At 66.7% G+C, this 24,193-nt stretch carries 20 protein-coding genes and 1 tRNA gene; 14 read left to right on the top strand and 7 right to left on the bottom strand.

The window, feature by feature from the left end:
* The first annotated feature begins 33 nt into the window (after nucleotides 1-33).
* From ACTTAI_RS04805 to ACTTAI_RS04820, 4 genes are all read left to right on the top strand, one after another.
* Nucleotides 34-1,035, top strand: a complete 1,002-nt coding sequence (locus ACTTAI_RS04805) for a TRAP transporter substrate-binding protein (RefSeq protein WP_444454670.1) — start codon at nucleotides 34-36, stop codon at nucleotides 1,033-1,035.
* A gap of 62 nt (nucleotides 1,036-1,097) precedes the next feature.
* Complete coding sequence (locus ACTTAI_RS04810; RefSeq protein ID WP_444454671.1) at nucleotides 1,098-1,781, top strand: TRAP transporter small permease; 684 nt, start codon at nucleotides 1,098-1,100, stop codon at nucleotides 1,779-1,781.
* A gap of 1 nt (nucleotide 1,782) precedes the next feature.
* Nucleotides 1,783-3,105 carry a TRAP transporter large permease gene (locus tag ACTTAI_RS04815; protein WP_444454672.1) on the top strand — a complete coding sequence of 441 codons (1,323 nt, stop codon included), beginning with the start codon at nucleotides 1,783-1,785 and terminating at the stop codon, nucleotides 3,103-3,105.
* A 101-nt stretch (nucleotides 3,106-3,206) separates the two neighbouring features.
* On the top strand, nucleotides 3,207-4,463 hold the full coding sequence (locus ACTTAI_RS04820; RefSeq protein ID WP_444454673.1) for a phosphatase domain-containing protein: 1,257 nt from the start codon (nucleotides 3,207-3,209) through the stop codon (nucleotides 4,461-4,463).
* Here the strand turns inward: ACTTAI_RS04820 and draG are convergent.
* The 4 genes from draG to ACTTAI_RS04840 form a co-directional block, all read right to left on the bottom strand.
* Nucleotides 4,427-5,302: an ADP-ribosyl-[dinitrogen reductase] hydrolase gene (gene draG, locus ACTTAI_RS04825; protein WP_444454674.1), complete on the bottom strand. Its 876-nt coding sequence runs from the start codon at nucleotides 5,300-5,302 to the stop codon at nucleotides 4,427-4,429. The genes ACTTAI_RS04820 and draG overlap by 37 nt on opposite strands.
* A 12-nt stretch (nucleotides 5,303-5,314) precedes the next feature.
* Entirely contained in the window at nucleotides 5,315-6,139 is an 825-nt protein-coding gene (locus ACTTAI_RS04830) for an NAD(+)--dinitrogen-reductase ADP-D-ribosyltransferase (protein ID WP_444454675.1), read from the bottom strand.
* A gap of 82 nt (nucleotides 6,140-6,221) precedes the next feature.
* On the bottom strand, nucleotides 6,222-7,994 hold the full coding sequence (locus ACTTAI_RS04835; RefSeq protein WP_444454676.1) for a cation:proton antiporter domain-containing protein: 1,773 nt from the start codon (nucleotides 7,992-7,994) through the stop codon (nucleotides 6,222-6,224).
* Between the two features lie 99 nt (nucleotides 7,995-8,093).
* Nucleotides 8,094-10,376 carry a methyl-accepting chemotaxis protein gene (locus tag ACTTAI_RS04840; RefSeq protein ID WP_444454677.1) on the bottom strand — a complete coding sequence of 761 codons (2,283 nt, stop codon included), beginning with the start codon at nucleotides 10,374-10,376 and terminating at the stop codon, nucleotides 8,094-8,096.
* 248 nt (nucleotides 10,377-10,624) lie between these two features.
* Here ACTTAI_RS04840 and lsrF point away from each other — a divergent pair, with 248 nt between their 5' ends.
* The gene (gene lsrF, locus ACTTAI_RS04845; RefSeq protein ID WP_444454678.1) at nucleotides 10,625-11,500 is read left to right on the top strand and encodes a 3-hydroxy-5-phosphonooxypentane-2,4-dione thiolase; all 876 of its coding nucleotides are present in this window, start codon (nucleotides 10,625-10,627) and stop codon (nucleotides 11,498-11,500) included.
* A gap of 48 nt (nucleotides 11,501-11,548) precedes the next feature.
* Here lsrF and ACTTAI_RS04850 read toward each other — a convergent pair whose 3' ends face one another.
* Nucleotides 11,549-12,901 (bottom strand): ATP-binding protein, encoded by a 1,353-nt coding sequence (locus tag ACTTAI_RS04850; protein ID WP_444454679.1) that lies wholly within the window; start codon nucleotides 12,899-12,901, stop codon nucleotides 11,549-11,551.
* Nucleotides 12,898-13,557, bottom strand: coding sequence for a response regulator (locus ACTTAI_RS04855; RefSeq protein WP_444454680.1), 660 nt, complete (start codon nucleotides 13,555-13,557; stop codon nucleotides 12,898-12,900). Before ACTTAI_RS04855 ends, ACTTAI_RS04850 begins: the two co-directional genes overlap by 4 nt.
* Before the next feature lie 129 nt (nucleotides 13,558-13,686).
* On the opposite strand from ACTTAI_RS04855, the gene ACTTAI_RS04860 reads away from it, so the two are divergent.
* The 9 genes from ACTTAI_RS04860 to ACTTAI_RS04900 all read left to right on the top strand — a co-directional run bounded on the left by ACTTAI_RS04860 (nucleotide 13,687) and on the right by ACTTAI_RS04900 (nucleotide 23,268).
* Complete coding sequence (locus ACTTAI_RS04860) at nucleotides 13,687-14,031, top strand: PepSY domain-containing protein (protein WP_444454681.1); 345 nt, start codon at nucleotides 13,687-13,689, stop codon at nucleotides 14,029-14,031.
* 135 nt (nucleotides 14,032-14,166) lie between these two features.
* Nucleotides 14,167-14,589 carry a hypothetical protein gene (locus tag ACTTAI_RS04865; RefSeq protein ID WP_444454682.1) on the top strand — a complete coding sequence of 141 codons (423 nt, stop codon included), beginning with the start codon at nucleotides 14,167-14,169 and terminating at the stop codon, nucleotides 14,587-14,589.
* A gap of 10 nt (nucleotides 14,590-14,599) precedes the next feature.
* A complete protein-coding gene (locus ACTTAI_RS04870; RefSeq protein ID WP_444454683.1) occupies nucleotides 14,600-15,067 on the top strand; it encodes a DUF2271 domain-containing protein in 468 nt (155 codons plus the stop codon).
* A gap of 24 nt (nucleotides 15,068-15,091) precedes the next feature.
* A complete protein-coding gene (locus tag ACTTAI_RS04875; protein ID WP_444454684.1) occupies nucleotides 15,092-17,299 on the top strand; it encodes a PepSY domain-containing protein in 2,208 nt (735 codons plus the stop codon).
* Nucleotides 17,289-18,215, top strand: a complete 927-nt coding sequence (locus ACTTAI_RS04880) for an FAD:protein FMN transferase (protein ID WP_444454685.1) — start codon at nucleotides 17,289-17,291, stop codon at nucleotides 18,213-18,215. Before ACTTAI_RS04875 ends, ACTTAI_RS04880 begins: the two co-directional genes overlap by 11 nt.
* Nucleotides 18,216-18,342: 127 nt before the next feature.
* Nucleotides 18,343-20,859 carry a putative bifunctional diguanylate cyclase/phosphodiesterase gene (locus ACTTAI_RS04885; RefSeq protein ID WP_444454686.1) on the top strand — a complete coding sequence of 839 codons (2,517 nt, stop codon included), beginning with the start codon at nucleotides 18,343-18,345 and terminating at the stop codon, nucleotides 20,857-20,859.
* Entirely contained in the window at nucleotides 20,856-21,848 is a 993-nt protein-coding gene (locus ACTTAI_RS04890) for a sugar-binding transcriptional regulator (RefSeq protein WP_444454687.1), read from the top strand. Before ACTTAI_RS04885 ends, ACTTAI_RS04890 begins: the two co-directional genes overlap by 4 nt.
* Nucleotides 21,849-21,932: 84 nt before the next feature.
* Nucleotides 21,933-22,009 (top strand) — tRNA-Asp (locus tag ACTTAI_RS04895).
* Nucleotides 22,010-22,095: 86 nt separating this feature from the next.
* Complete coding sequence (locus ACTTAI_RS04900) at nucleotides 22,096-23,268, top strand: NAD(P)/FAD-dependent oxidoreductase (RefSeq protein WP_444454688.1); 1,173 nt, start codon at nucleotides 22,096-22,098, stop codon at nucleotides 23,266-23,268.
* A gap of 78 nt (nucleotides 23,269-23,346) precedes the next feature.
* Here ACTTAI_RS04900 and kdsA read toward each other — a convergent pair whose 3' ends face one another.
* Nucleotides 23,347-24,180, bottom strand: coding sequence for a 3-deoxy-8-phosphooctulonate synthase (kdsA, locus tag ACTTAI_RS04905; RefSeq protein WP_444454689.1), 834 nt, complete (start codon nucleotides 24,178-24,180; stop codon nucleotides 23,347-23,349).
* Nucleotides 24,181-24,193 lie beyond the last annotated feature (13 nt).

Raw genomic sequence — 24,193 nt, forward strand, 5'->3', positions numbered from 1 at the left:
CGCCGTGGAGAGCGGGAACCGGAGGAGAATCACATGTTGACCCGTCGTATTCTTGGCGCCCTTGTCGGCGCCACCGCCCTCAGCCTTGCGCTGTCGGTCCCGGCGTTCGCCGAACCGATCGTGATCAAGTTCAGCCATGTCGTCGCCCCCGACACCCCCAAGGGCAAGGGCGCCGCGAAGTTCGAGGAACTGGCCGAGAAATACACCAATGGCGCGGTGGACGTGGAGGTTTACCCGAACAGCCAGCTCTACAAGGACAAGGAAGAGCTTGAAGCGCTGCAACTGGGCGCCGTGCAGATGCTGGCGCCGTCGCTCGCGAAATTCGGGCCCCTTGGCGTGCAGGATTTCGAGGTCTTCGATCTGCCCTACATCTTCAAGGACTACGAGGCGCTGCACAAGGTGACGCAGGGCGAGGCGGGCAAGATGCTGCTGTCGAAGCTCGAAGCCAAGGGCATCACCGGTTTGGCCTTCTGGGACAACGGCTTCAAGATCATGTCGGCGAACAGCCCGCTGAACACGCCCGATGATTTTCTGGGGCTGAAGATGCGCATCCAGTCCTCGAAAGTGCTCGAGGCCGAGATGAACGCGCTCGGCGCCGTGCCGCAGGTGATGGCTTTCAGCGAAGTCTATCAGGCGCTGCAGACCGGCGTTGTCGACGGCACGGAAAACCCGCCCTCGAACATGTTCACGCAGAAGATGAACGAGGTGCAGAAATACGCCACCGTCTCGAACCACGGCTACCTTGGCTATGCGGTGATCGTGAACAAGCAGTTCTGGGACGGGCTGCTGGCCGATGTGCGCACGGGGCTTGAAAAGGCGATGGCGGAATCGACCGATTACGCGAACGGCATCGCGCGCGAGGAAAACGAAAAGTCTCTGGCCGCGATGAAGGCCGCGGGCACGACCGAATTCCACGAGCTGACCGCCGAAGAGCGCGCGGCCTGGGAAGAAGCTCTGGCCCCGGTGGCCGACGAGATGGCAGACCGGATCGGCGCCGAGACCATCGCTGCGGTGAAAGCCGCCACCGCCGAGTAAGACCCTCGGGCGGCTCCTGTCGGGGCCGCCCTTTTCCTTTTTCCTGCCAGACGGGGGCCGCCATGCTGCGCATCCTCGACCGGGCCGAAGAGGTGCTGATTGCCGCGCTCATCGCGACGGCGACGGTGCTGATCTTCGTCTCGGTCACCCATCGTTTCACCCTTGGCTTCGTGGCCGATGGCGTCAGCTTCTTTCGCAGCCACGGCATGGCCGGGGCCGCCGCGACCGCGAAAAGCGTCTACATGACGCTGCGCGGGATCAACCTCGTCTGGGCGCAGGAGCTGTGCATCATCCTTTTCGTCTGGATGGCGAAATTCGGCGCGGCCTACGGGGTGCGCACCGGCATCCATGTCGGCATCGACGTGCTGATCAACCGCCTTGCCGCGCCGCAACGCCGGTTCTTCATCCTGCTCGGCCTTGGCGCCGGGGCGCTCTTCACCGGCATCATCGCGACGCTCGGCGCGAATTTCGTGCATCATATGTATCGGGCCTCCTCGACCTCGCCCGATCTCGAACTGCCGATGTGGCTCGTCTATCTGGCGATCCCGATGGGCTCGTCGCTGATGTGCTTCCGCTTCCTGCAGGTGGCCTTTTCCTTCGCCCGCACCGGCGAGTTGCCGCATCACGACCATGGCCATGTCGATGGCGTCGATACCGAGGACGAAGGCATCGACACGCTGGGCGATGTCTTCCTGCACTCGCCGCTGACGCCGCGCGACCTTGTCGAAAAACCGAAGGACGAATGACATGAGCGCCCTCATCATCTTCGGGCTGCTTGTGGCCCTCATGCTGACCGGCATGCCGATTTCGATCTCGCTTGGTCTGACGGTGCTGACTTTCCTCTTCACCATGACCGAGGTGCCGATCGACACGGTGGCGTTGAAGCTTTTCACCGGCATCGAGAAGTTCGAGATCATGGCGATCCCGTTCTTCATTCTGGCGGGCAACTTCCTGACCCATGGCGGGGTGGCGAAGCGGATGATCAACTTCGCCACCGCGATGGTCGGTCACTGGCACGGCGGGTTGGGGCTGGCGGGTGTCATCGCCTGCGCGCTGTTCGCCGCCGTCTCGGGCTCGTCGCCCGCCACCGTCGTTGCCATCGGCTCGGTGATCCTGCCCGCGATGGTCAATCAAGGCTTTCCGAAGCAATTCGGCGCGGGGGTGATCACCACCTCGGGCGCGCTGGGCATTCTTATCCCGCCCTCGATCGTGATGGTGATGTATGCCGTCGCCACCTCGGGGATGGTGGTGACCGGGCCGGATGGCCAGCCGGTTTCCTCGGCCTCGGTGGGCGAGCTTTTCATGGCGGGGGTCGTGCCGGGTCTGATGCTGGCCGGGTTCCTCGCCTTCACCACCTGGAACCGGGCGCGCAAGTTCAACTATCCGCGGCTGGCCAAGGCGACGCTGCGCGAGCGTTGGACGGCCTTTCGCGAGGCCGCCTGGGGGCTGATACTGATCATCGTCGTCATCGGCGGGATCTATGCGGGCATCTTCACCCCCACCGAAGCCGCCGCGATGAGCGCCGTCTATGCCTTCGTGATCTCGGTCTTCGTCTATAAGGACCTGACCCTGCGCGACGTGCCGCGGGTGCTGCTCTCGTCTGCCAACATGTCGGCGATGCTGCTTTACATCATCACCAACGCGGTGCTGTTCAGCTTCCTGATGGCACACGAAGGCATCCCGCAGGCTTTGGGCGAATGGATGGTGAACGCGGGCCTCTCGTGGTGGATGTTCCTGATCATCGTCAACGTGCTGCTGCTCGCCGCGGGCAACTTCATGGAGCCCTCGTCGATCGTGCTGATCATGGCGCCGATCCTGTTTCCGGTCGCGGTGCGGCTCGGCATCGACCCGGTGCATTTCGGCATCATGATCGTCGTCAACATGGAAGTCGGCATGTGCCACCCGCCGGTGGGGCTGAACCTTTACGTCGCCTCGGGCATCACCAAGATGGGGATCACCGAGCTGACGGTGGCGGTCTGGCCCTGGCTGCTGACCATGCTCGCCTTCCTCGTGCTGGTGACCTACGTCCCGACGATCAGCCTCTTCCTGCCGCATCTGCTTGGCATGTAAGTTTCGCGCAGGGCCGGGATTTCCCGGCCCTGCGACTTTCCGGGCCTTGGGCGGCGTCTCGGCCGCTCCTATCCTGATCCCCAGTCCAATCGCGAGGGATCATGGTCACCGCCCGCACCAGCCTTACCCATCCGTTGCAGATCGCCGAAGTTCAGGCCGGGCCGGGTCTGGGCCGGATCGGCATCACCTTCTGCCCCGGCAAGCATGACCGCGCCGCGATGTCGGGGTCCTGGGCGCGCGATCTGGGGCTGGATCTGGAGGCCATCGTCTCTTGGGGCGCCTCGCATGTCGTGACGCTGGTCGAGCCGCAGGAGTTGGGCATGCTCAAGGTGCCAGACCTTGGAACGCAAGTCCGCGCACATGGGATGGAGTGGCACCATCTGCCGATTGCCGATTATTCGGTGCCGACCCCGGCTTTCGAGACCCGCTGGCAGGCCGAGGGGCGGGTGATCCGTGCCGCCCTGCGCGCGGGCGCGGATGTCATCGTGCATTGCAAGGGGGGCCTTGGCCGGGCGGGCATGATCGCGGCGCGGCTGATGGTGGAACTCGGTGCCGATCCGAAGACGGCGGTGAAAGCCGTGCGCTCGGCCCGCCCCGGCGCGATCGAGACGCCGTCGCAACTCGCCCTTGTCCGCGCGACGGTTCCGCTGGTCGAGCCTGCGCGCGTCGATCTGGCGCAGCTCACCCGTGTCGGCGGGCGGCTGGGTTCGAACCCCGGCGGGATCTGGGCCGATGCGGCGGGGGCGCGCATCTACGTCAAGGAACTGGAAAGCCCGGCGCTGGCGCGGAACGAATATCTGGCGGCGGCGCTTTACCGTCTGGCCGGGGCGCCGGTGCTGTCTTACCTGCCTTGCGCCGCGCCCGATCAGGTGGCGACGGTCTTCGTCGATCTCGAAAAAAACCGCCTCGCGCAACTGACTGAGGCCGAGCGCGCCGAGGCCCGGCACTGGTTCGGCGTGCATGCCTGGCTCGCCAATTGGGATGCCGCCGGGTTTCAGGGCGACAATCAGGGCGTCGTCGGGGGCGTGGTGACGACGCTCGATGTCGGTGGCGCGCTCGAATTTCGCGCGCAGGGCGACCCGAAGGGCCGCGCCTTCGGCCCCACCGTGCCCGAGGTGGACCGGCTGCGCACAGACCCGGACAACCCCTTTGCGGTCGCGCTCTTCGGGCCGATGCCGCCTGACGCCCTGCGCGCGGCGCTGATGGTGGTGATCAGCCTGCCCGAGACGGCGATCCGCGCGGTCGTCGCCCGGCATGGCGGCCGCGCGGCGCTGGCCGAGACGCTGCTTGCCCGCAAGGCCGATCTGGCGCGGCAGCTCACTCAGATGCCCGAAAGCGCCAGCAGCTTTGGCACCTGATCGCGGATCTTTTCCGTGACCGCCGGATCAAGCGCCTCAAGCCAGCGCTTCGGGATTGCCGCCGTGCCCCAGCTTGCCCCGGCCAGCATCCCGGCCAAGGCGCCCGTCGTATCGGCATCGCCGCCCTGATTGACGGTGCTGACCAGCGCTTCTTCGAAACTGTCGGCGGAGAGGGTGTAATGCAGCACCGTCTGCATCGTCTCGACCACGAAGGCCGAGGACCGGCCGCGATAGGGGATGAAGCGGAAATCGCGATGCGCGGCGATCAGCGCCTCGGCCTCGCGGGCGATGACGGCGCTGCCTTCGCCCAGGATCAGCCCCTGCACCATCCGCACCAGCGTGATGCAGGCCGCATCCGACAGCGGGTGGTTGTGCGTCGCATGGGCCTGCGCCACCGTCCAGGCCGCGGCGCGTTCGGGCCGACCGAGGGTGGCCAGCGCCACCGGCAGCACCCGCATCGCCGCGCCATTGCCCGCGTCATCCTCGGCATAGGGGCCCTCGACCGTGCCCTGTTCCAGAAACCGCCGGATGCCGCGCCGACAGGTGTTGCCGACATCGGCCGGACCCGATTTCAACCAGGCTGCAAAGGCCAGACAGACATCGCGCGCGTCAAACCCCTTGCGGCGGATCAGCGAATGAGCGAGCGCCAGCGACATCTGCGTGTCATCGGTCACCGCCCCCGGCTTCAGCTTCAGCCAGCCACCGCCGCAGATCTCGCGATGCACACCATGTTTGGTGGCGATTTCGCGCGGGGTCATGAATTCGACCGTCGCCCCCAGCGCATCCCCCAGCGCAAAGCCGAGAAAGGCCGCCATCGCCCGGTCCGCAACAGTGCTCATCGCAGCATCTCCCTAAACATCGTCGATACTGACCCGAAACGCACCGCCAAGCACCAGAAATTCGCGTTCGCCCTGTAACAGATGCGAGGGCAGCAGACCCGGAAAGAACAGCACCTTGGCCAGCGGCACCCGCGTCGTGATGATGCGGTCGCCAAAGCAATCGGCCACCTCGCGGTCCGAGGAAAACGACACGAGGTTGTTGAGCCGGATCACCGCCTCGCGCTTGCTGGGCTGGTCAAGGATGCCATGCCGGTCGACGGCATTGATGCCGCGGAAAAGCGTGATGTGACTTTGGCCCGGAAAGGCGAAGCGGCCAATCGCCCATTGGCAGAATTCAAACAGCAGATCGAGCTGCACGAGAATGGCATTGTCGTGAAAGCGGCTCTGCATCCGTTCCTCGACATAGGCCTGCCAGGTCGGGCCATGGATGTCGGGGATGATCTCCTTGTGAAAGCTGGGCAGGATGCCGAAGCGGCTTTCCACCCAGCCTTTCAGCACCGCACCCTCGGGGCCGTTGCTGTCGAAGGTCCAGCCCTGAATGAGCCGCAGGAAAGAGGAGCGGAACCGCTTGCGGCTGCCCGGTGCCGCCTCGCGTTGCTCCGGGTCGATGCCGAACATCGCGACCATGTAGGCCAGAAAGGCCTCGCCCGCCTCGGGCAGGCTCTCGGCCTGATCGAGCATGGTGAAAAGCGCCGGGTTCATCTCCCGCACGCCCCAGATATGCAGACCGACCGGCGCGTCGTTAAAGGCGGGGCTCGCCATGAAGGCCGAGGGCCGCCCCACCAGATTGGTCGAATGACCGCTGCCGTGCCAGTTCTGCGAAAGGGTTTCATCCATCCCGCGGATGATGCGGCTTTGCCCCCCGTCTGGGAAGGGTGCGTTTGCGCGCAGGCGCGGGATGGCCCGTTTCCTGCCCGGCTCAGCGCGGGGCAGGCTCGCTGCGCAAGAGCCGCATCATCGCCTCGCGCCGCGAGTCGAGCAGGGCGGACGTGCGATCCGGGGACGCGCCAAGGCGGCGCAGCGCATCGCCCGCAAGGTCGAGACCGGTCTCGAACGCCTCGGGGATCACCTGCGTCGCGCCCATCGAAAAGAGCCGCACCGCATGTTCCGCGTCGCGCGCCCGCGCGATGATCGGCAGATCCGGGCGCAGCCGGTGCAGCATCGTCACGACCTGCTCGGTTGCTGTGGCGTCATGCAGGGTGACGACCGCGATCGGCGCCGTTTCGATGCCGCATTTGCGCAGGATGCCGGGGCGCTGCGCATCGCCAAAGACGATGTCGCGGCCCTCGTTGCGGCCGCGCGCCACCAGCTCCGCATCGCGGTCGATGACGAGGGGCACATGCCCCTCGGTCGAGAGCACGTCGCAGACGAGCCGCCCGACCCGCCCCGCGCCGATCACCACCGGCCGGCCGCTGGCACTCTCGGCCGCTTCGGCGGGCAGGTCGGTCAGGGCGGTGGCGCGGGTGCTGCGCTGGCCAAGGCTGCGCCCCATCCGGGCGAGGATCGGCGTCGCCAGCATCGTGCCCGAGGCGACGAGCAACATGAACTGTTCGACCTCGGGCGTCGTCAGACCCGAGGAGCTGGCAAGGCTGAGGACAAGGAAGGCGAATTCCCCCCCGCCCGCCAGCAGCAGGCTGGCCTCGAGCGCGACGGGCCAGGCCAGGCCGAACAGCCGCGCCAGAAGCCCGATCACCGCGGCCTTCAGCCCGGTCATGCCGATCACCGAAATCGCCAGCATGAACGGGTGCTGCGCCACTGCGGCCGGGTCGATACGCATGCCGACCGAGATGAAGAAAAGCCCGAGCAGCAGGCCCTTGAAGGGCTCGATATCGACCTCGACCTGACGGCGGAATTCGGTTTCGGCCAGCAGCAGCCCGGCAAGGAAAGCGCCCAGCGCCATCGAGAGGCCCGCCGCCCGGGTGATCAGCGAGGTGCCGACGACGACGAAGAGGATCGCCGCCATGAACAATTCGCGGTTGTGGGTGCGCGCGACCGAGCGGAACAGGCGGCGCAGGATCACCCGGCCGATGCCGACGATCAGGCTGACTGCGGCGATGGCCTGCAGAACGGCGATGCCAAGCCCCGAGAGCACGGCCTGCAGCGTGATCGTTTCGGTGCCGCCGTGGGCGGCCTCGCCGAAGACGACGATCAGAAACAGGATCGGCACCACGGCCAGATCCTGCGCCAGAAGCACGCCAAAGATGTTGCGCCCGGCGACCGAGGCCAGCCGGTGCTGTTCGGCCAGAAGCTGCACGACGATGGCGGTCGAGGAAAGCGCAAGGCAGGCGCCGATCACGAGGCTCGCATCGATCGGGTTGCCAAAGGCAAAGGCGGTGCCGGCAATGGCGGCCGTCGTCAGCATCACCTGCGCCATGCCGAGGCCAAAGACCGAGCGGCGCATCGTCCAGAGCCGGTCGAGCGACAGCTCGAGCCCGATGGTGAACAGAAGGAAGGCAACGCCCAGTTCGGCGAGCTGATCGACCGCCTCCTGCGAACTGATGGTGATCCAGCCCAGCGGCGGGATCAGGTCCGAAAAGCGGCCGATGGCATTCGGACCCAGCAGCAGCCCGGCAACCAGAAAGCCGACCACCGGGCTGACGCGGAACCGGGTCATCAGCGGAATGATCACCCCGGCCGTGCCGAGAAACACGAGCGCCTCGCGGTAGAGGCCGATTTCAGATGCAATGGACATGGTCTGTTGAACCACGCCAGCGCCCCGGATGCCAGAGGCCCAATGCACCCTGCGGCAGAGCGTCCGGATTTGCGGCGCGCTCTGCCGCAGGGCAGGGCCTCAGGCGGCGGCGCTGCGTTGTGTTGCCTCGTCGCTGATGCGGAACTGGCTGACAAGCTCTTCAAGGCCCCGGGTCTGACCGCTCAGCGTCATGCAGGCGGCGGCGGTTTCCTCATAGGCGGCGGCATTGTGTTGCTGCGTCCGGTCGAGCTGGTTCATCGCAGAGTTGATCTCGCCGATGCCCGCGGCCTGTTCATTGGCCGAGGAGGCAATCTCGCCGACATGGCTCGAAATCGTCTCGATCGCCTCGACGATGACCCGCAGGGCTTCGCCCGCGCGGCCGACAAGGGTCACGCCCGCCGTCACCTGCTCGCCCGAGCTGGAGATCAGCGCGCCGATTTCCCGCGCCGCTTCCGAGGCGCGCTGCGCCAGCGCCCGCACTTCCGAGGCGACGACGGCGAAGCCGCGCCCGGCCTCGCCTGCCCGGGCGGCCTCGACCCCGGCGTTCAGCGCCAGAAGGTTGGTCTGGAAGGCGATGTCGTCGATCACGGTGATGATCCGCGAGATCTGCTCCGACGAGGTCTGGATTTCGCCCATCGCGGTCACGGTTTCCTCGACGACTTGAGTCGTGGTCCGGGCCTTTTCCGTCGCACTGCGGACGATACTGTCGACCTGCCGTGCGCTTTGTGCCGCCGATTGCACCGAGGCCGTCAGCTCGTTCAGCGCGGCAGCGGTTTCTTCAAGCGTTGCCGCTGCCGTTTCGGCCTGCCGCGACAGATCCGTGGTGGCCCCGGTGATTTCGGCCACGCCGCCGGAAATCGAGCGCGTCGCCGCATCGATCGAGCCCATCAGATCGGACAGACGCGAGACAGTGTCGTTGAAGTCGAGCCGCAGCTGTTCATAAGCGGGGGGGAAGACGGTCGAGATTTCAACCGACAAGTTGCCCCGCGCCAGATCGCGCAGCCCCGAGGCCAGGCTTTCCACCACCTGTGCCTGCTCGGCCGTGTGGGCATTGCGCTGCGCTTCTTCGGCCTGACGCGAGTTTTCTTGGGCAAGCGCCTCGCGACGTTCCCGCTCGATCTCTGCGAGCCGGGCGGCTTCGCGCTCGTCGCGCATCCGTGCCGCTTCGGCCTCGCGGTGCAGCCGTTCGGTCTCGGCGGTCTTGCGCAGGCGCTCCTGCTCGGCTTCCAGAGTTTTCTTGTCAGCCAGAGAATGTCGCAGGGTTTCGACCGAGGCCGCCATCTCACCGATCTCGTCGCGGCGCTCGGTTCCCGGCACCGGGGTGTCAAACTGACCTGCGGCAAGACCGTTCACCGCGGCCAGCATCTGGGCCAGCGGCTGGCGCACCAGGAACGACGAGGCGGCATAGACCGAACCGAGCGTCATCACCAGCATCAGGATGCCGCCGAGCGTGGTCGCAAGCACCTCATGATGAACAGGCGTGGTGAAAACCGCGCCCGGCACGTCCAGAATGGTCGCCCAGGTGACGTTCATCCCCTTGGCGGTGAAAGGATATACCAGCCGCCGGGAGCCATCTGCAAAGCCCTCGATCACCCGGGGTTTGCCATCGGCCAGCGCCGATTTCACCAGATCGGCGCCGATCCCCTCGTAGGGCTTGGTAAAGAGCGCGGGATCCGGGTTGGCGATCCATTTGCCCGCCGCATCGACCAGCATCATCCGCCCGCCTTCGAACGGTTCCATCGCGGTCATCATCTTTGACATCTCGGCCAGGGTGATGTCGACGCCGATCAGCCCCACGGTCTTGCCATCGATCTGCATCGGCACCGAGATCGAGGTCACCACATAGCCCTGCTTGGTCAGATAGGGTTCCGTCGTCAGGCTCTTGCCGGTCTTCGTGGGCACGTTGAACCACATTTCCTTCGGGTCGATCGGGAAGGTCTGGAAGGTCAGACCGCCCTTGCCGTCCTTGGTCCAGTAGGGCGAAAACTCGCCCGCGGCATTACGCCCCTCGGTTCCGGTCAGGAAGCTGTCGGTCGACCCGCCCGGGATCGCTGACATCCACGACGAAAACAGGTTGTCATAGCGCATCGGCACGTTTTCGAGCATCGCGATGATCGTGGCCGTGTCGGCCTTGCCGGATTTCATGTAGCCGGTGACCATGCCATTGAGGCTTTCGGCCGTCGCGACCGCTTCGGTCATCTGCCGGGCCACTTCCCCCGCGGCGAATTTTGCCTGGCTGGTCGCTTCTGCCATCACCTGCGCCTCGACCCGGGTCGAGGTCTTCCAGCCGCTGTACGCCGTATAGCCCAGAACGATCAGCGAAATGGCAAGGCCCGCCACCAGGCCCAATTTGCCGGAGACGGATTTCAGTGGATGTGTCATCGATTCCAATTCCCCTTCGGAGTCGGACCCATCTTGCGGCTGAGGCGGAAACATACCGTAAACGTCTGACCGAAAATCCGATCCAAACTCTTGTGCATGCGGCAATTTGTCAGGCCTGCGACAGCGGCTTCGCTGGGAAGTCTGGCCCTGTAACGATATCTTGCCGCCGATCGCAGATGGGGGCGCGGCCCCGGTCTGCCCCTTCCGGGGCCGGGGTCCGGCTCCGGCCTGAAATGAAAGGAACGACGATGGCCGATCTCGACGACATCAAGGAAGGCAAGGATTTCGGGCTCGACCGACCGGCCGATCTGCAGGGCTTCTTCCTCAAGGGCGCGGCCCATTACGACTGGGGGATGAAAAACCGCCTGTCGCGCATCTTCAACCCGAAGACCGGGCGCACCGTGATGCTGGCCTTCGATCATGGTTATTTCCAGGGCCCGGCTACGGGGCTGGAGCGGATGGATCTGAACATCCTGCCGCTTGCCGATCATGCCGATGTGCTGATGTGCACCCGGGGCGCGCTGCGCTCGACCGTGCCGCCGTCGAACACCAAGCCGGTGGCACTGCGCTGCTCGGGCGGCAACTCGATCCTGACCGAGCTGTCGAATGAAACCGTCGCGGTCGAGATCGAGGATGCGATCCGTCTTGGCGTCTGCGCGATGGCGGCGCAGGTCTATATCGGCTCGGAATACGAGCACAAATCGATCACGAACGTGCTCAAGCTGATCGACACCGGCACCCGTTACGGCATTCCGACGCTCGCTGTGACCGGGGTCGGCAAGGACATGGCCCGCGATGCGCGCTACTTCGGCCTGGCGACGCGGATCGCGGCCGAACTTGGCGCGCATTACGTGAAGACCTATTTCGTCGAAGAAGGCTTCGAGAAGGTCGCGGCGGGCTGCCCGGTGCCGCTCGTCATCGCGGGCGGCAAGAAGCTGCCGGAACTCGAAGCGCTGGACATGGCCTGGAAGGCCATCGACCAAGACGCCGCGGGCGTCGACATGGGCCGGAACATCTTCCAGTCGGAGGCCCCGGTGGCGATGATCCAGGCCGTGGCCAAGGTGGTGCACGAGAACTACACCGCCAAGGAAGCCTATCAGTTCTTCCTCGATCTCAAGGGCTGATCCGGTACCGGAACTTCCGAAAGCCCCGGTCGCAAGGCCGGGGCTTTTTCATGCCTGCTGGCGCGGGGCGAAGCGGGCTTCGGCGGCGAAACCGCGGGCCGTTCCGGGCAGGGGAGAGGTCAGCCGCAGCTCGCCCCCGGCGCGGCCAAGGATCGTCTGCACGATCGCAAGCCCCAACCCCGCGCCGCCGCGCACCGCGCCCGGGGCACGTTCGAAGCGCGCGCCGACCCGCGCCAGAACCTCCGGTTCGACCGGATCGCAATCATTCTCGACCCGCAAGAGGCCCGGTTCCAGCCGCAGCCGCACCTCGGCCCCCGCGCCCCCGTGGCGCAGCGCGTTCGAGACCAGATTGCGCACCAGAATTCCGAACAGATCCGGGTCGAGATCGGAGAGCACCGGCATTTCGGGCAGATCGAGCGTGACCCGTGCCCCGCCCGCAAGCCGCGTCGCATCCTCGATCACGATCCGCACCACCGGGCGCAGATCCTGCACCGCCTCGCGCCGCAGCCGCCCGCCCTCGGCCCGGGCAAGGCTCATCAGCCCCTCGGACAAGCGGGTGAGCCGCTTCAGCACGGTTTCGATGTCGGTGGCCCGCGCGATCACCGAAGGATCGGAGGTTTCGGCCCGCAGCCGTTGCGCCTGCGCGATGGCGCCTGCCAGAGGCGTGCGCAACTCATGCGCGGCATTGGCGGCGAAGCTGCGCTCGGCCTGAAAGGCGGCATCGAGCCGGGTCAGGAGCGCGTTCAGGGTTTCGGCCAGCGGCTGCACCTCGGCAGGCAGGTCGGTTGCGTCGACCGGGGTCAGATCGGCGGCCCCGCGCCGGGCAAGCCGCAGGCGGAACTGGCGCAGCGGCGCAAAGCCGTAGCGGATCAGCCCGGTAATCCCCGCAAGTGTCAGCGGCAGCACCAGCGCGATCGGCGCCAGAAGCCCCATCCGCACCTCAAAGGCCATGCGCTTTCGGTGCACCATCGGCTCGGCCACCGAGATCCGCACCGTGCCTTGCAACGCGTCGTCATTGTAAAGCCGCAGATCATGCGTGGTGCGAAAACCGATGCCGTCCCAGGCCGGAAACAGCCCCGGATCAGCCCCATGCGAGATCATCAGGATCGAGCCCTTGTCGTCACGCACGATGTAGCTGAAGCTGTCGTCATGTGGCCGCACCGCGGGTACCGTCTGCGTTCCGGTGACCAGATCGCCGCGGGACAGGATGTCGGACACCACCAGCGGCAACACCCGATGCGCGGTTTCCTCCAGCGAGGCATCGAACATCATGTCCATCTGCAGCCGCTGCCGATAGGCGGTGAAGCTGGCCGCCGCGATCCAGAGCACGGTGACCAGAAGCCCCACCGCGATGGCCAGCCGCTTTTGCAGCGAGACGGGTCGAAGGCGTGCGGCTTTCACGGCCGCACCAGCCGGTAGCCAAGGCCGCGCTCGGTCTCGATCACGCTGGCGCCCAGCTTCTTGCGCAGCCGCGAGATATGCACCTCCAAAGTGTTCGAGCCGATCTCGTCGTCGAAGGAATAAAGCCGGTCCTCAAGGTCGCGCTTCGGGAAGATCTGCCCGGGACGGGACAGAAGCAGCTCGAAGAGCGCCCATTCCCGCGCCGTCAGCGCCACCGCCTTGCCCGCCCGGCGCATCTCGCGCGCGGCAAGGTCGATCGTCAGCTCGCCAAGGCTGATGACCGGGTTCGGATTGCCCGCATAGCGCCGCGCGACCGAGCCGATCCGCGCTGTCAGTTCCGCCAGATCGAAGGGCTTGACCAGATAATCATCGGCCCCGGCATTCAGCCCGTCGATCCGGTCCGAGACCTGATCGAGCGCCGTCAGGATGATCACCGGCGTTGCAACCCTGCGCGCGCGCAGGGTTTTCAGAAACGGAATGCCGCGGCCGTCGGGCAGCATGAGGTCCAGCAGGATCAGATCGAACGCCGCGACCGCCAAAGCCTCGGTCGCGAGGTCGAGCCGCATCACCCAATCGACCGAATGGCCATCGGCTGCCACCTGATCGCGCACAGCCGCCCCAAGAACGGCGTCGTCTTCCACGATGAGGATGCGCATGCGGGGCTCCTTGTTCACCCTGACCTTATCCTGTGCCAAGCTGACGGGAACCTGAAGCAGGTTTTTCGAAAGCTTCAGGTTGTCGTCAGATTCGGGGATCAGAAGGGCCTCATCCTGATGGAGGAACCCATGACCGCTTTCCGCTTCCTGTCTGCCCTTGCCGCGCTCGCGGTGCTGGCACAGGCCCCTGCCGCCGCCGCGCACGATAATGACTGCACCGTGCCGATGGCCGACTGGCAACCGCGCGAAGCCGTGCAGGCGCTGGTCGAAAAGCAGGGCCTGACAGTGCGGCGCATCAAGATCGACGACGGCTGTTACGAAGTCGATGCACTCGACACGGCCGGGGCACGGGTGCGGATGCGGCTGGACCCCGGTTCGCTGGTGATCCTGCGCCGGGGCGGTGACGACGACGACCATCACCGCCGCCGCGGCGATGATGACGACGAAGGCGGCTTCTTCCATCACGGCGACTGATCCGGGCTCGCCCGGTAGGGCGGCGGTTTTTCCTTGGTCGGAGCCGCCGCCCACATTCCCGAAATCACCTTTGCCCCCGGACCCGCAGTCCGGGCCGGGTGCCCTCATGTCTGACACAACCAAAGGAAATCACAGATGAAATCCTCCCTTCCCCTGATCGCCCTTGCGGCCCTTCTGTCCTCGACCGTGGTGGGGGCGCTGTCCGCCGCACCGATCGACTCGCCGCTTTTTGCGGGCAACACGGCGGCTGCCCTTGCCACCTCCAAGGTCGCGGCCCCGGCTGTGGTGCAGGCCCCGAGCGCCCAGCCGGTGCAGCTGGCCGACAATGACCACGACGATGACGATGATGACGACGACGACGGCTTCTTCGGCTGGTTCGGCCATCACGGCGGCGGTCACCACGGCCATCACGGCGATGGCGACGGCGATCATGGCGGCCAGAACTGCCCCGCCGGTGCGACGAACTGCGCGAACGCTCCGCAAGCCGCGGGCACGGTCGCCCCGCCCGCGAACGGCCTGTTTGCGCCGGGCGCGAAACCGCAAGTGCAGTCGAACTGAGGGGGCCGCGATGAAACCGCTTCAGACCGCGCTCGCGCTTTCGACCGCTCTCGTTCCGGGGATGGCGTGCGCCACCCCGGTCACCTTCACCACGCAGATGAGCAATTACGGCGGCGATGGCGCCTATCTCGCCTATTACGTCACCGATGCGAACGGCGGCTATGTCGGCAGCCTCTGGATGGCGGGCGGCAAGGCGAAATACTATCAGCATCTGGGCGGCTGGTATGCCGCGACCGGCGGCAACACCGCGCAGGTCGATGGCATCACCGGGGCCTCGGTCGGCGCGGGTCGGGAACTGACGATCACGCTCGATCTGGCCGATACGCTGTTTGATCAGGGCTATGTGCTGCATGTCGACAGCTCGGTCGAGAAGATGTCGGACGTGCCCAATGACGTCACCATCCCGCTCACCTCGGACAATCTCGGCAAGCCGGTGGCGGGGAAATACTTCGTCCAGACCCTGACCATCTCCAAGTAAACCCCGATCCAAGGAGGCACTCCCGTGCTGCGACATCTGCACCGTTGGCCCGGCCTTTTGGCGGCGCTTCTCGTTCTCGTTCTGGCGTTTTCCGGCGCGGCGCTTTCGCTTTACCCGGCGCTGGAACGGCTGGCGGTGCCGCAGGCCGAAAGCACGCTGACGGTCGCCGATCTGGCGGCACGGGTGGCCTCGGCTCATCCCGGTCTCGAACAGATCCGCCGCGCGCCTTCGGGGCGCGTGGTGGCCTGGTGGTTCGAGGGCGGCAAGCCCGGCGCGGCGGTGATCGACCCCGCGACCGGCGCCGATATCGGCAGCCCCGATCCGCTGCCGGGATCGCGCTTCCTGACCGATCTGCACCGCGAGCTGTTCGCCGATGACACCGGGCGACTGGTCGCGGCGGCGGGCGCTGCGCTGATGCTGGCTTTGTCGATCTCGGGCGTCTGGCTGGTGGCGCGGCGGATGGGCGGCTGGAACCGCTGGTTCGCCCGCACCCGCGGCCCCTTTGCCGGGCGGCTGCATGTGGAACTGGCGCGGTTTGCGGTGGGCGGGTTGATCCTGTCCTCGGTCACCGCGCTCTGGATGACCGCCTCGATGTTCTCGCTGGTGCCCGATGTTGCGGCCGAGCCTGCCCCGGCGCTGGCCACCGCGAACCTGCCGCGGCTGGCCTATGACCAGATCCCGGCGCTGGCGCATACGCCCGCCGATGCGCTCAAGGAGCTTTCGCTGCCCTCGAGCGATGATCCGACCGACACGTTCAAGCTGACGACCGAGGGCGGCGTCGCCCTGATCGATCCGGGCACCGGGGGGATGCTGTCCTCTGCCACCCCCGGCTTTTTCGAAAAAGCCACGGAAATCATGATCATGCTGCACACGGGGCAGGGGGCGCCGGTGCTGGGTCTTCTGCTGGGGCTGATGGCGCTTTCGGTGCCCGCGCTCGCCCTGACCGGGGCGCAACAATGGCTGGCCGGTCTGCGCTCGACCCGTCGCATCCGCCGCAATGCCCGTGCCGATGCCGCGGAAACCGTGGTGCTGGTGGCCTCCGAGGGTGGTACGACTTGGGGCTTTGCCCGCACGCTTCACAATGGCCTGACCGCAGCCGGGCAAAAGGTTCACACCGGGCCGCTCGCCACCTTCGATCCCGCCCGGTACGCCCATGCCCGCCGCTTCCTGATCCTCGCCGCCACCTATGGCGAGGGCGAGGCGCCCACCGCCGCCAAGGGTGTGCTGGAGCGCATCGCGGCGCTGAAATCCGCCCCGACCGCGCCGGTGGCCGTGCTCGGCTTTGGCGATCGTTCCTTCCCGCATTTCTGCGCCTTTGCCGAAAGCCTGCGCGCCGCGGCGACGCAGATCGGCTGGGCGGAACTGCTTCCCATGGCCACGGTCGATCGGCAATCGGCCCAGGATTTCGCCCGCTGGAGCCGCGATCTGGGCGCCGCCCTGAGCCTGCCGCTCGATCTGAAGCATCTGCCCGAGCGGCCGAAGACCAGCAGCCTCACCCTGATCTCGCGGCGCGACTATGGCGCCGAGGTGCAGGCGCCGACCTCGATCCTGCGCTTTGCGGTGCCGCAGCCGACGCTGTGGCAGCGGCTGACCGGGCAGGGGCTGGCGCGCTTCGAGGCGGGCGATCTGATCGGCGTGCTGCCGAAGGGCTCCGACCTGCCGCGGTTCTATTCGCTGGCCTCGTCGGCGCAGGATGGCTTCCTTGAGATTTGCGTGCGTCGCCATCCGGGCGGGCTGTGCTCGGGGCAGCTGACCGATCTGCGCCCCGGCGAGACGATCGAGGGTTTCGTGCGCCTCAACCCCGCCTTCCGACCGCACAAGGGCCGCAAGCCCGTGATCCTGATCGGCGCGGGCACGGGCGTCGGGCCGCTGGCGGGCTTCCTGCGCGCCAACCGTCGCCACCGGCCGATGCACCTCTACTTTGGCGCCCGCGCGCCGCAAAGCGACCTGCTCTATGATGCCGAACTGCGCGACTGGCAGGCGGCAGGGCAGCTTGCCAAACTGACCACCGCCTTTTCCCGCCACGGTCCGAAAACCTATTTGCAGGATGCCCTGCGCGCCGATGCCGCCGAACTGGCGCGGCTGATCGGGTCGGGGGCGCAGATCATGGTCTGCGGTGGGCGCGAGATGGCCGCTTCGGTCCGCGACGCGCTGGCCGAGATCCTTGTCCCCATCGGGCAGACGCCCGCCACTCTGAAAGCCGAGGGACGCTATGCCGAAGATGTCTACTGAGACCGCCCGTCAGGTGCTGAACGGAGCGACGATGGGCACGCGCTGGGCGCTGACGTTGCATGCGCCGGACGAGATCGACACCGCCGCCCTGCGCGCCGCTTGTCAGGACGAGGTCGACCGGATCGACGCGCAGATGTCGACCTGGAGGCTTGACAGTGATCTGATGCGCTTCAATGCGGCGCCGCTCGGGGTGTGGCATGACCTTCCTGCGGCGTTGATGGAGGTGCTGCAAGAAGCGCTTTTCATCGGCCGCGAAAGCGGTGGCGCCTTCGAGATCGCGATGGGCGATGCCGTCCGCGCCTGGGGCTTCGGCCCGGTGCCCGCCGATGAAGCCGCGATCCGCGCCGCGATGGCCAAACCGCGCCGCCCGAGTTTCGAGACGCTGGAACTCGATCCCGTGCAGGGTCGCGCCCGCAAGCACGCCGAGATGAGCCTTGATCTGTGCGGCATCGCCAAGGGTTACGGCAGCGACCGGCTGATCGCGGCGGCGCAGGCGGCGGGGATCACCTGTGCGCTGGCCTCGATCAACGGCGAGCTGCGCGCGATCGGCAAGCCCCCGGGGGACCGTGGCTGGGCCGTCGCGCTGGAACGACCCGATTTCGGCCATCGCGCCATCCATTCGATGTTCGAGCTGAACGATATCGCCATCGCCACCTCGGGCGATTACCGGCATTGGGTCCGCGTCGGCGACCGCCATCTGGCCCATACGATGGACCCGGCGCGGGGGGCGCCGCTGATCGGCGGTCCGGCCTCGGTCACGGTTCTGGCCGACAGCTGCATCCGCGCCGATGCGCTTGCCAGTGCCTGCATGGTGCTGGGCGCAAGCCGCGGCAAGGCGCTTGCGGCCCGGCTTGGCGCCGAGGTGATCTGCCTCACCGAAGCCGACCGCAGCCCCGACAAGCAGCGGGCCTCCTGAAGCAACCTCCTCTCCTTTCGGCTACGAGACATAGCCCGGAAGAATTGTTGAAAGTTTGTTATCATACTCGCCCGCTGCGGGAATTGATGCTATCGTTTCAAGCGGTAGGGAGAACCCGGAGACAGACTTGGCTGTTTGCAACCCCCGTTCCGAGCCGGCATCGGGCGTTCTGGCGCTGGCCTGCGCCGCAGCAATGCCTTGGCGGCTTCAGACAGGCCCGGCCGGGCCGCAGATCGTGCTGGGTCTCGGTGCCGAGGAAATCACGTTTGATCTGCCAACCTTTGCGACGCGGTTTCATCCGGACGACCGGAACGATCTGCGCCGGTTCATGACCGCGGGGGGCGATATTCCCCGGCTCGGGCTTGATCCGCCACATGGCCTGCCCGCGCATGGGGCGCTGTTTCGGATGCGCTGGGGCGGTGCGGACGAAGATTACATCCTGACCTGCTTTCAGGCGGCGGATGAGGGCGGCGAGCCTTTGCCGCGCAAAGTTCCGGGGCGGCTGTTCCGGCTCGACGCTGCGCTGCATGTGGCGCGCAGCACGCTGGAAAGCGCAGGCATGACACCGACCTCGTGCTGGAGCGTCGATCTGCGCAGCGGGGCGCTGAGTGTCGCGGATTCCTGGAAAGAGCGGCTCGGTTACGGGCCCGATGATCTTGAGCCCCTCACGCATGATGACTGGGCGCGGATGAGCCACCCGGGGGATGTCGCGGGCTTCGAGGCCCCCGAGATGCAGGCGCGGCTGAACCGCGGCGAACTCGTGCAATATCTGTCGCGCTCGCGGCATCGGGCGGGGCATTGGGTCAGCTTCCTGTCCTTCTGTCGCGTCGTGCGCTGGGATGCGGCGGGCGAGATGCGCTTCATGATGGGCTGCGATCTCGACATGACCGCGGTTTCGACGCTCGAGGGGGCGCTTGCGCGCGAGCGCGACCGGCTGACGACGATCCTTGATGCGCTGCCGAACGGCAAGATCGTGCTGGACGCGCATGACCGGGTGATCTTCTGCAACCCCGAGGCCTGCGCGCTGATCGGTGCCGGTCTGGCCGAGATCACCGGGCGGCCGCTTGCCGAGCTTCTGACGATCGAGGAGGGCCGAGCCGATCTGTTCTCGGCAATCGAGGATTGCGAGGCGAGCCATCCGGTGCGGATCAGCCTGCGCCGGGCCGGGCGGTTGCGGATGTTGCAGGTGGATCTGGTGCCCTTGCCGATCGACACCGAAAACGGACGGTTGCTGCTGTCGATCTCGGATATCACCGGGCTGCACGAGCTGCGCCAGCAGCTGGAACAATCGATCGAGAATGCCCGCTTCATCGCCACGCATGATCTGATGACCGGTCTGCCCGACCGCTATCTGATGATGCGGCTTCTGGGCGAAAAACTGACCGAACTCGACCGCGAGGGCCGCCCTATGGCGGTGCTCTGCATCGACTTTGACAACTTCCGCCTGATCAATGACACGCTGGGCCATGAGACGGCGGATCAGCTGATCAAATCGGCGGCAAAGCGTCTGGAACAGGGGCTGCCCGAGGGGGCGATCCTCGCCCGCACCGGCGAGGGCGACTTCGTCATCCTGCTGCCCGGCGCCGATGCGCTTGCGGCCGAGTCGCGCAGCTGGGAAATCGTGCGTGCCTTCGCGCGGCCGATGCGCCTGCAGCGGCGGCAATGCTTCCTGACCGTCTCGATCGGTGTCGCGTTGCATATCGGGCCGGGCAGCTGTGCCGAGGCGCTTTTGCGCAATGCCGACATGGCGATGCATCAATCGAAATCGCGCGGACGCAACACCGTGACGCTGTTTTCACCCGAAATCGGCGCGCAGTTCGAGCGCCGCACGGCAGTGGCACAGGCGCTGCACCGCGCCCTTGAGGAAGGCAGCTTCGAGCTGCATCTGCAGCCGAAATTCGCCGTCGAACACGAGGTCCGGCTGATTGGTGCCGAGGCGCTGTTGCGGCTGACCGATGCCGAGCTGGGGCCGATCTCGCCTGCCGAATTCATCCCGGTGGCCGAGGTCGACGGGCTGGTTTCGGCCATCGATCTGGAAGTGATGCGGCTTGCGGGCGAGATCCTGAACGGCTGGGCCGGACGGGGGATCTGCCTGCCGCTTGCGGTGAACATCAATGCGACGACGCTTGACGAGCCGGGGCATGCCGATCTGGCCGATCGGCTGATGCAAATCGGTCTGGAGCCCGAGCAGGTGACGATCGAGCTGACCGAGACCGGCCTTGCCGCGCCGGGAATGCGCCAGCGGCGCAATCTCGAACGGCTGCGCGATGCGGGTTACAAGATTGCCATCGACGATTTCGGCACCGGGCAATCGGCGCTTGGTGTGCTGCAAAGCCTGCCGGTGGCCGAGATCAAGATCGACCGCTCTTTCGTGCGCGGTCTCGACGGGCCTGAACCGGCGCGGGCGCGGGCGCTGGTGCGGGCGATTTTGGCGATGGCGGGGGCGCTTGATCTGCGGACGATCGCCGAGGGGGTCGAGACCGAGGCGCAATACCGGGTTCTGAAGGAAGAGGGCTGTCCGGCGATGCAGGGATTCCTGCTTGGGCGGCCCCTGTCGTTGCGCAGTTTCGAAGCGCGTTATCTGGCCGGGATGCAGCGCCCGCGCGCTGTCGCTGCCGTCGATGTTGGAGGATCAGGCGCATGACCGCACCGCCGCACAGGCTTCCCCATCCCGACACGCCCGAATCGCGGGCCCGCTGGTTGCATGACATCGGCGGTCTGTCGGTCGAGGAGATCGGCTGGCGGCTTGGCCTGCCGTCCGAGCGGGTGCGGGTGTTGCTGGATCAGGGCCCGACCGAGGCCGTGCCGCATCCCGACAGCGCCGAGAGCGCGCGGCTGATGCGGCGCCTGACCCGGCAGCTGCGCGAGCATTTCGGGCTTGAAGCGGTCAGCATCGCCCCCATGGCGCCCGGGGATGCCGACCCGATGCCGGTGATCGCCGCCGCCGCCGCCCGGCATCTGGTGCGGCTCTTGCAGGCACGCAATGCCCCCGCCGTCGTCGGCCTGTCGCATGGTCGCACGATCGCTGCGATGGTCTCGCAACTGCCCGAGATGCGGCTGAGCAGCCTGCGCTTCGTCTCGCTTCTGGGCGAGCTGACTTTTGCCCATAGCGCCTATCCCCATGTCGTGATGAGCCAGATCGCGCAACGGCTGGGGGCACAGGCCTTTCCCTGTCCCACCGCGCTTTATGCCGCCACGCCCGAGGAAGCGGCCGATTTTCGGCGCCTGCCGATGGTGCGTAATGTCCTTGAAATGGCGCATCAGGCAGAGGTCTGGGTGGTGGGCGTCGGGCGTGGTGCCTCCGAAAACCAGCTGCACCAATCCGGCATGATCGGCGCCGAAGACCTGTCCGAGATTGTTGCCATGGGCGCGAGCTGCGAAATCCTTGGCCGTTTCTTCGATGACGAGGGCTGCGAACTGGCCAGCGCACTGGCCGCCCGCACGCTTTCCCCTGCCGCCAGTGATTTCCGTGGCCGCCGGATCATCGGTCTTGCGGGCGGGGCGGACAAGGTCGCTGCGCTGCACACGGCGCTGCGGGCGCATCTGCTGCAGGAGCTGGTCACCGACAGCCGCACGGCCGTGGCTTTGCTGGATGAAGAGGAGCAGGCCGACTACGCGCCGCTGCTGCGGTGAAAATTTCGCGTTTCCCCGCTTGACGGGGGGGGCGGGGATGCGTAGAAGCCTCCCACGCCCGAGGCTACGGCCCGGGAGAAATGCGCGGTTGTAGCTCAGTTGGTTAGAGTACCGGCCTGTCACGCCGGGGGTCGCGGGTTCGAGCCCCGTCAACCGCGCCACTTTCAAAAAGCCCTCGCGCAAGCGGGGGCTTTTGGATTTTCGGGCCGGACACGGGGCGGCTGGCGCCCATCGGGGGGAGAGCTGCATGACCTATGATGTGATCGTGCTGGGGGCCGGGGCGGCCGGGCTGATGGCGGCGGCGACGGCGGGTCAGGCGGGGGCGCGGGTGCTTGTGCTCGACCATGCCGAGGCGGCGGGCAAGAAGATCCTGATTTCCGGCGGCGGGCGGTGCAACTTCACCAATACCGGGACGACGGCGGGCTGTTTCCTGTCGGAAAACCCGCATTTCGCGAAATCGGCGCTGGCGCGCTACACGCAATGGGATTTCCTCGCGCTGGTCGATCGCTATGGCATCGCCTGGCATGAAAAGACGCTGGGGCAGCTGTTTTGCGACGGCTCGGCGCGGCAGATTCTTTCGATGCTGCTGGAGGAATGCGAAAAGGGCGGCGTCGAGATCCGGCTGTCGACCCGGATCGGCGAGATTGCCCATGCCGACGGCCGCTTCCGCGTCGCGGGGTTTGAGGCCGCGCAGCTGGTGATCGCGACCGGCGGCCCGTCGATTCCGAAGATGGGGGCTTCGGGCATCGCCTATCAGATCGCCGAACGCTTTGGCCTTCCCGTGGTGACGCCGCGGCCCGCGCTGGTGCCGCTGACCTTGGGCGATGAGGCGCAGGCCTTTCGCGACATCTCGGGCCTGTCGCTGCCGGTCACGGCGCGGGTCGGCACGGTGTCTTTCACCGAGGCGGCGCTCTTCACCCACCGGGGCCTTTCCGGCCCGGCGATTCTGCAAGCCTCGTCCTATTGGCACGAGGGTGCGCCGCTGGTGCTGAACCTGCTGCCCAATGCGTTTGATCTGCTACGCACCGCGCGTCAGCGCATGCCGCGCGCGCGGCTGCGGGCGGCGCTGAGCGAGCATCTGCCGAACCGGCTGGCCGAGGTGATGGTGGCGCGGATCGGTCTGCAAAAGGAACTCGCCAATTGCTCGGACGCCGATCTCGAGCGCGCGGCCGAGCATCTGACGCATCTGACCCTGCATCCGACCGGGACCGAGGGCTTTGCCAAGGCCGAGGTGACGGCGGGCGGCGTTTCGACCGCGGCGCTGTCCTCGCGCACGATGGAGGCGAAGGACGTGCCCGGGCTTTACGTCATCGGCGAGGCGGTCGATGTGACGGGCTGGCTGGGCGGCTACAACTTCCAGTGGGCCTGGTCATCGGGCCGCGCCGCGGGGCTGGCTATCGCCGCGCGCCGGGCGGGCTGAGGGACGGGCAGGCTGAGGGACGGGGGCTGCCGCCCCCGCACCCCCGCGCGTATTTTTCCAAGAAAAAGCGGAACCGGCTCAGAGCCGGATCGGATCGGCTTTCGCCAGCCGGTCGAAGGCCATCAGCGTCTTGATCAGCTTCGGCATCTGATCGAGCGGGATCATGTTCGGTCCATCGGACGGGGCTGTGTCGGGCGCCTCATGCGTCTCGATGAAAACCCCGGCGATGCCAAGGCTGACCGCCGCGCGGGCCATCACTGGCGCCATTTCGCGCTGCCCGCCCGAGGCGCCGCCAAGCCCGCCCGGTTGCTGCACCGAATGGGTCGCATCCATGATCACCGGATAGCCGGTCTTCGCCATCACCGGCAGGCCGCGCATGTCGGCCACCAGCGCATTGTAACCAAAGGAGGTGCCGCGCTCGGTCAGCAGAATCTTCTCGTTGCCGGTCGAGGCGACCTTTTCGGCGACATTCGGCATGTCCCAGGGCGCAAGGAACTGGCCCTTCTTGATGTTGACCACCCGGCCGGTTTCGCCCGCCGCGATCAAGAGGTCGGTCTGTCGGCACAGGAACGCCGGGATCTGGATCACGTCGACCACCTGCGCCGCGATCCGCGCCTGTTCGGGGTCGTGGATGTCGGTCAGCACCGGGCAGCCGAGCTTGGCCCGCACCGTGTCTAGGATCGCGAGGCCGGCATCCAGACCGACGCCGCGCTTGCCCTTAAGGCTGGTGCGGTTGGCCTTGTCGAAGCTGCCCTTGAAGACGAATTGCGCCCCCGCCGCCGCGCAGGCCTCGGCCATCACCTCGGCGATCATCATCGCATGCGGCACGCTTTCCAGCTGGCAGGGCCCCGCGATCACCGTCAGGGGCAGGTCATTGCCGACCGTCAGGCGGCCGATGCTCACGTTTTTCATGCTTTTCTCCGGG

Source organism: Rhodobacter capsulatus, from assembly GCF_052363175.1.
In the GTDB taxonomy this organism is placed as follows: Bacteria; Pseudomonadota; Alphaproteobacteria; order Rhodobacterales; family Rhodobacteraceae; genus Rhodobacter; species Rhodobacter capsulatus_D.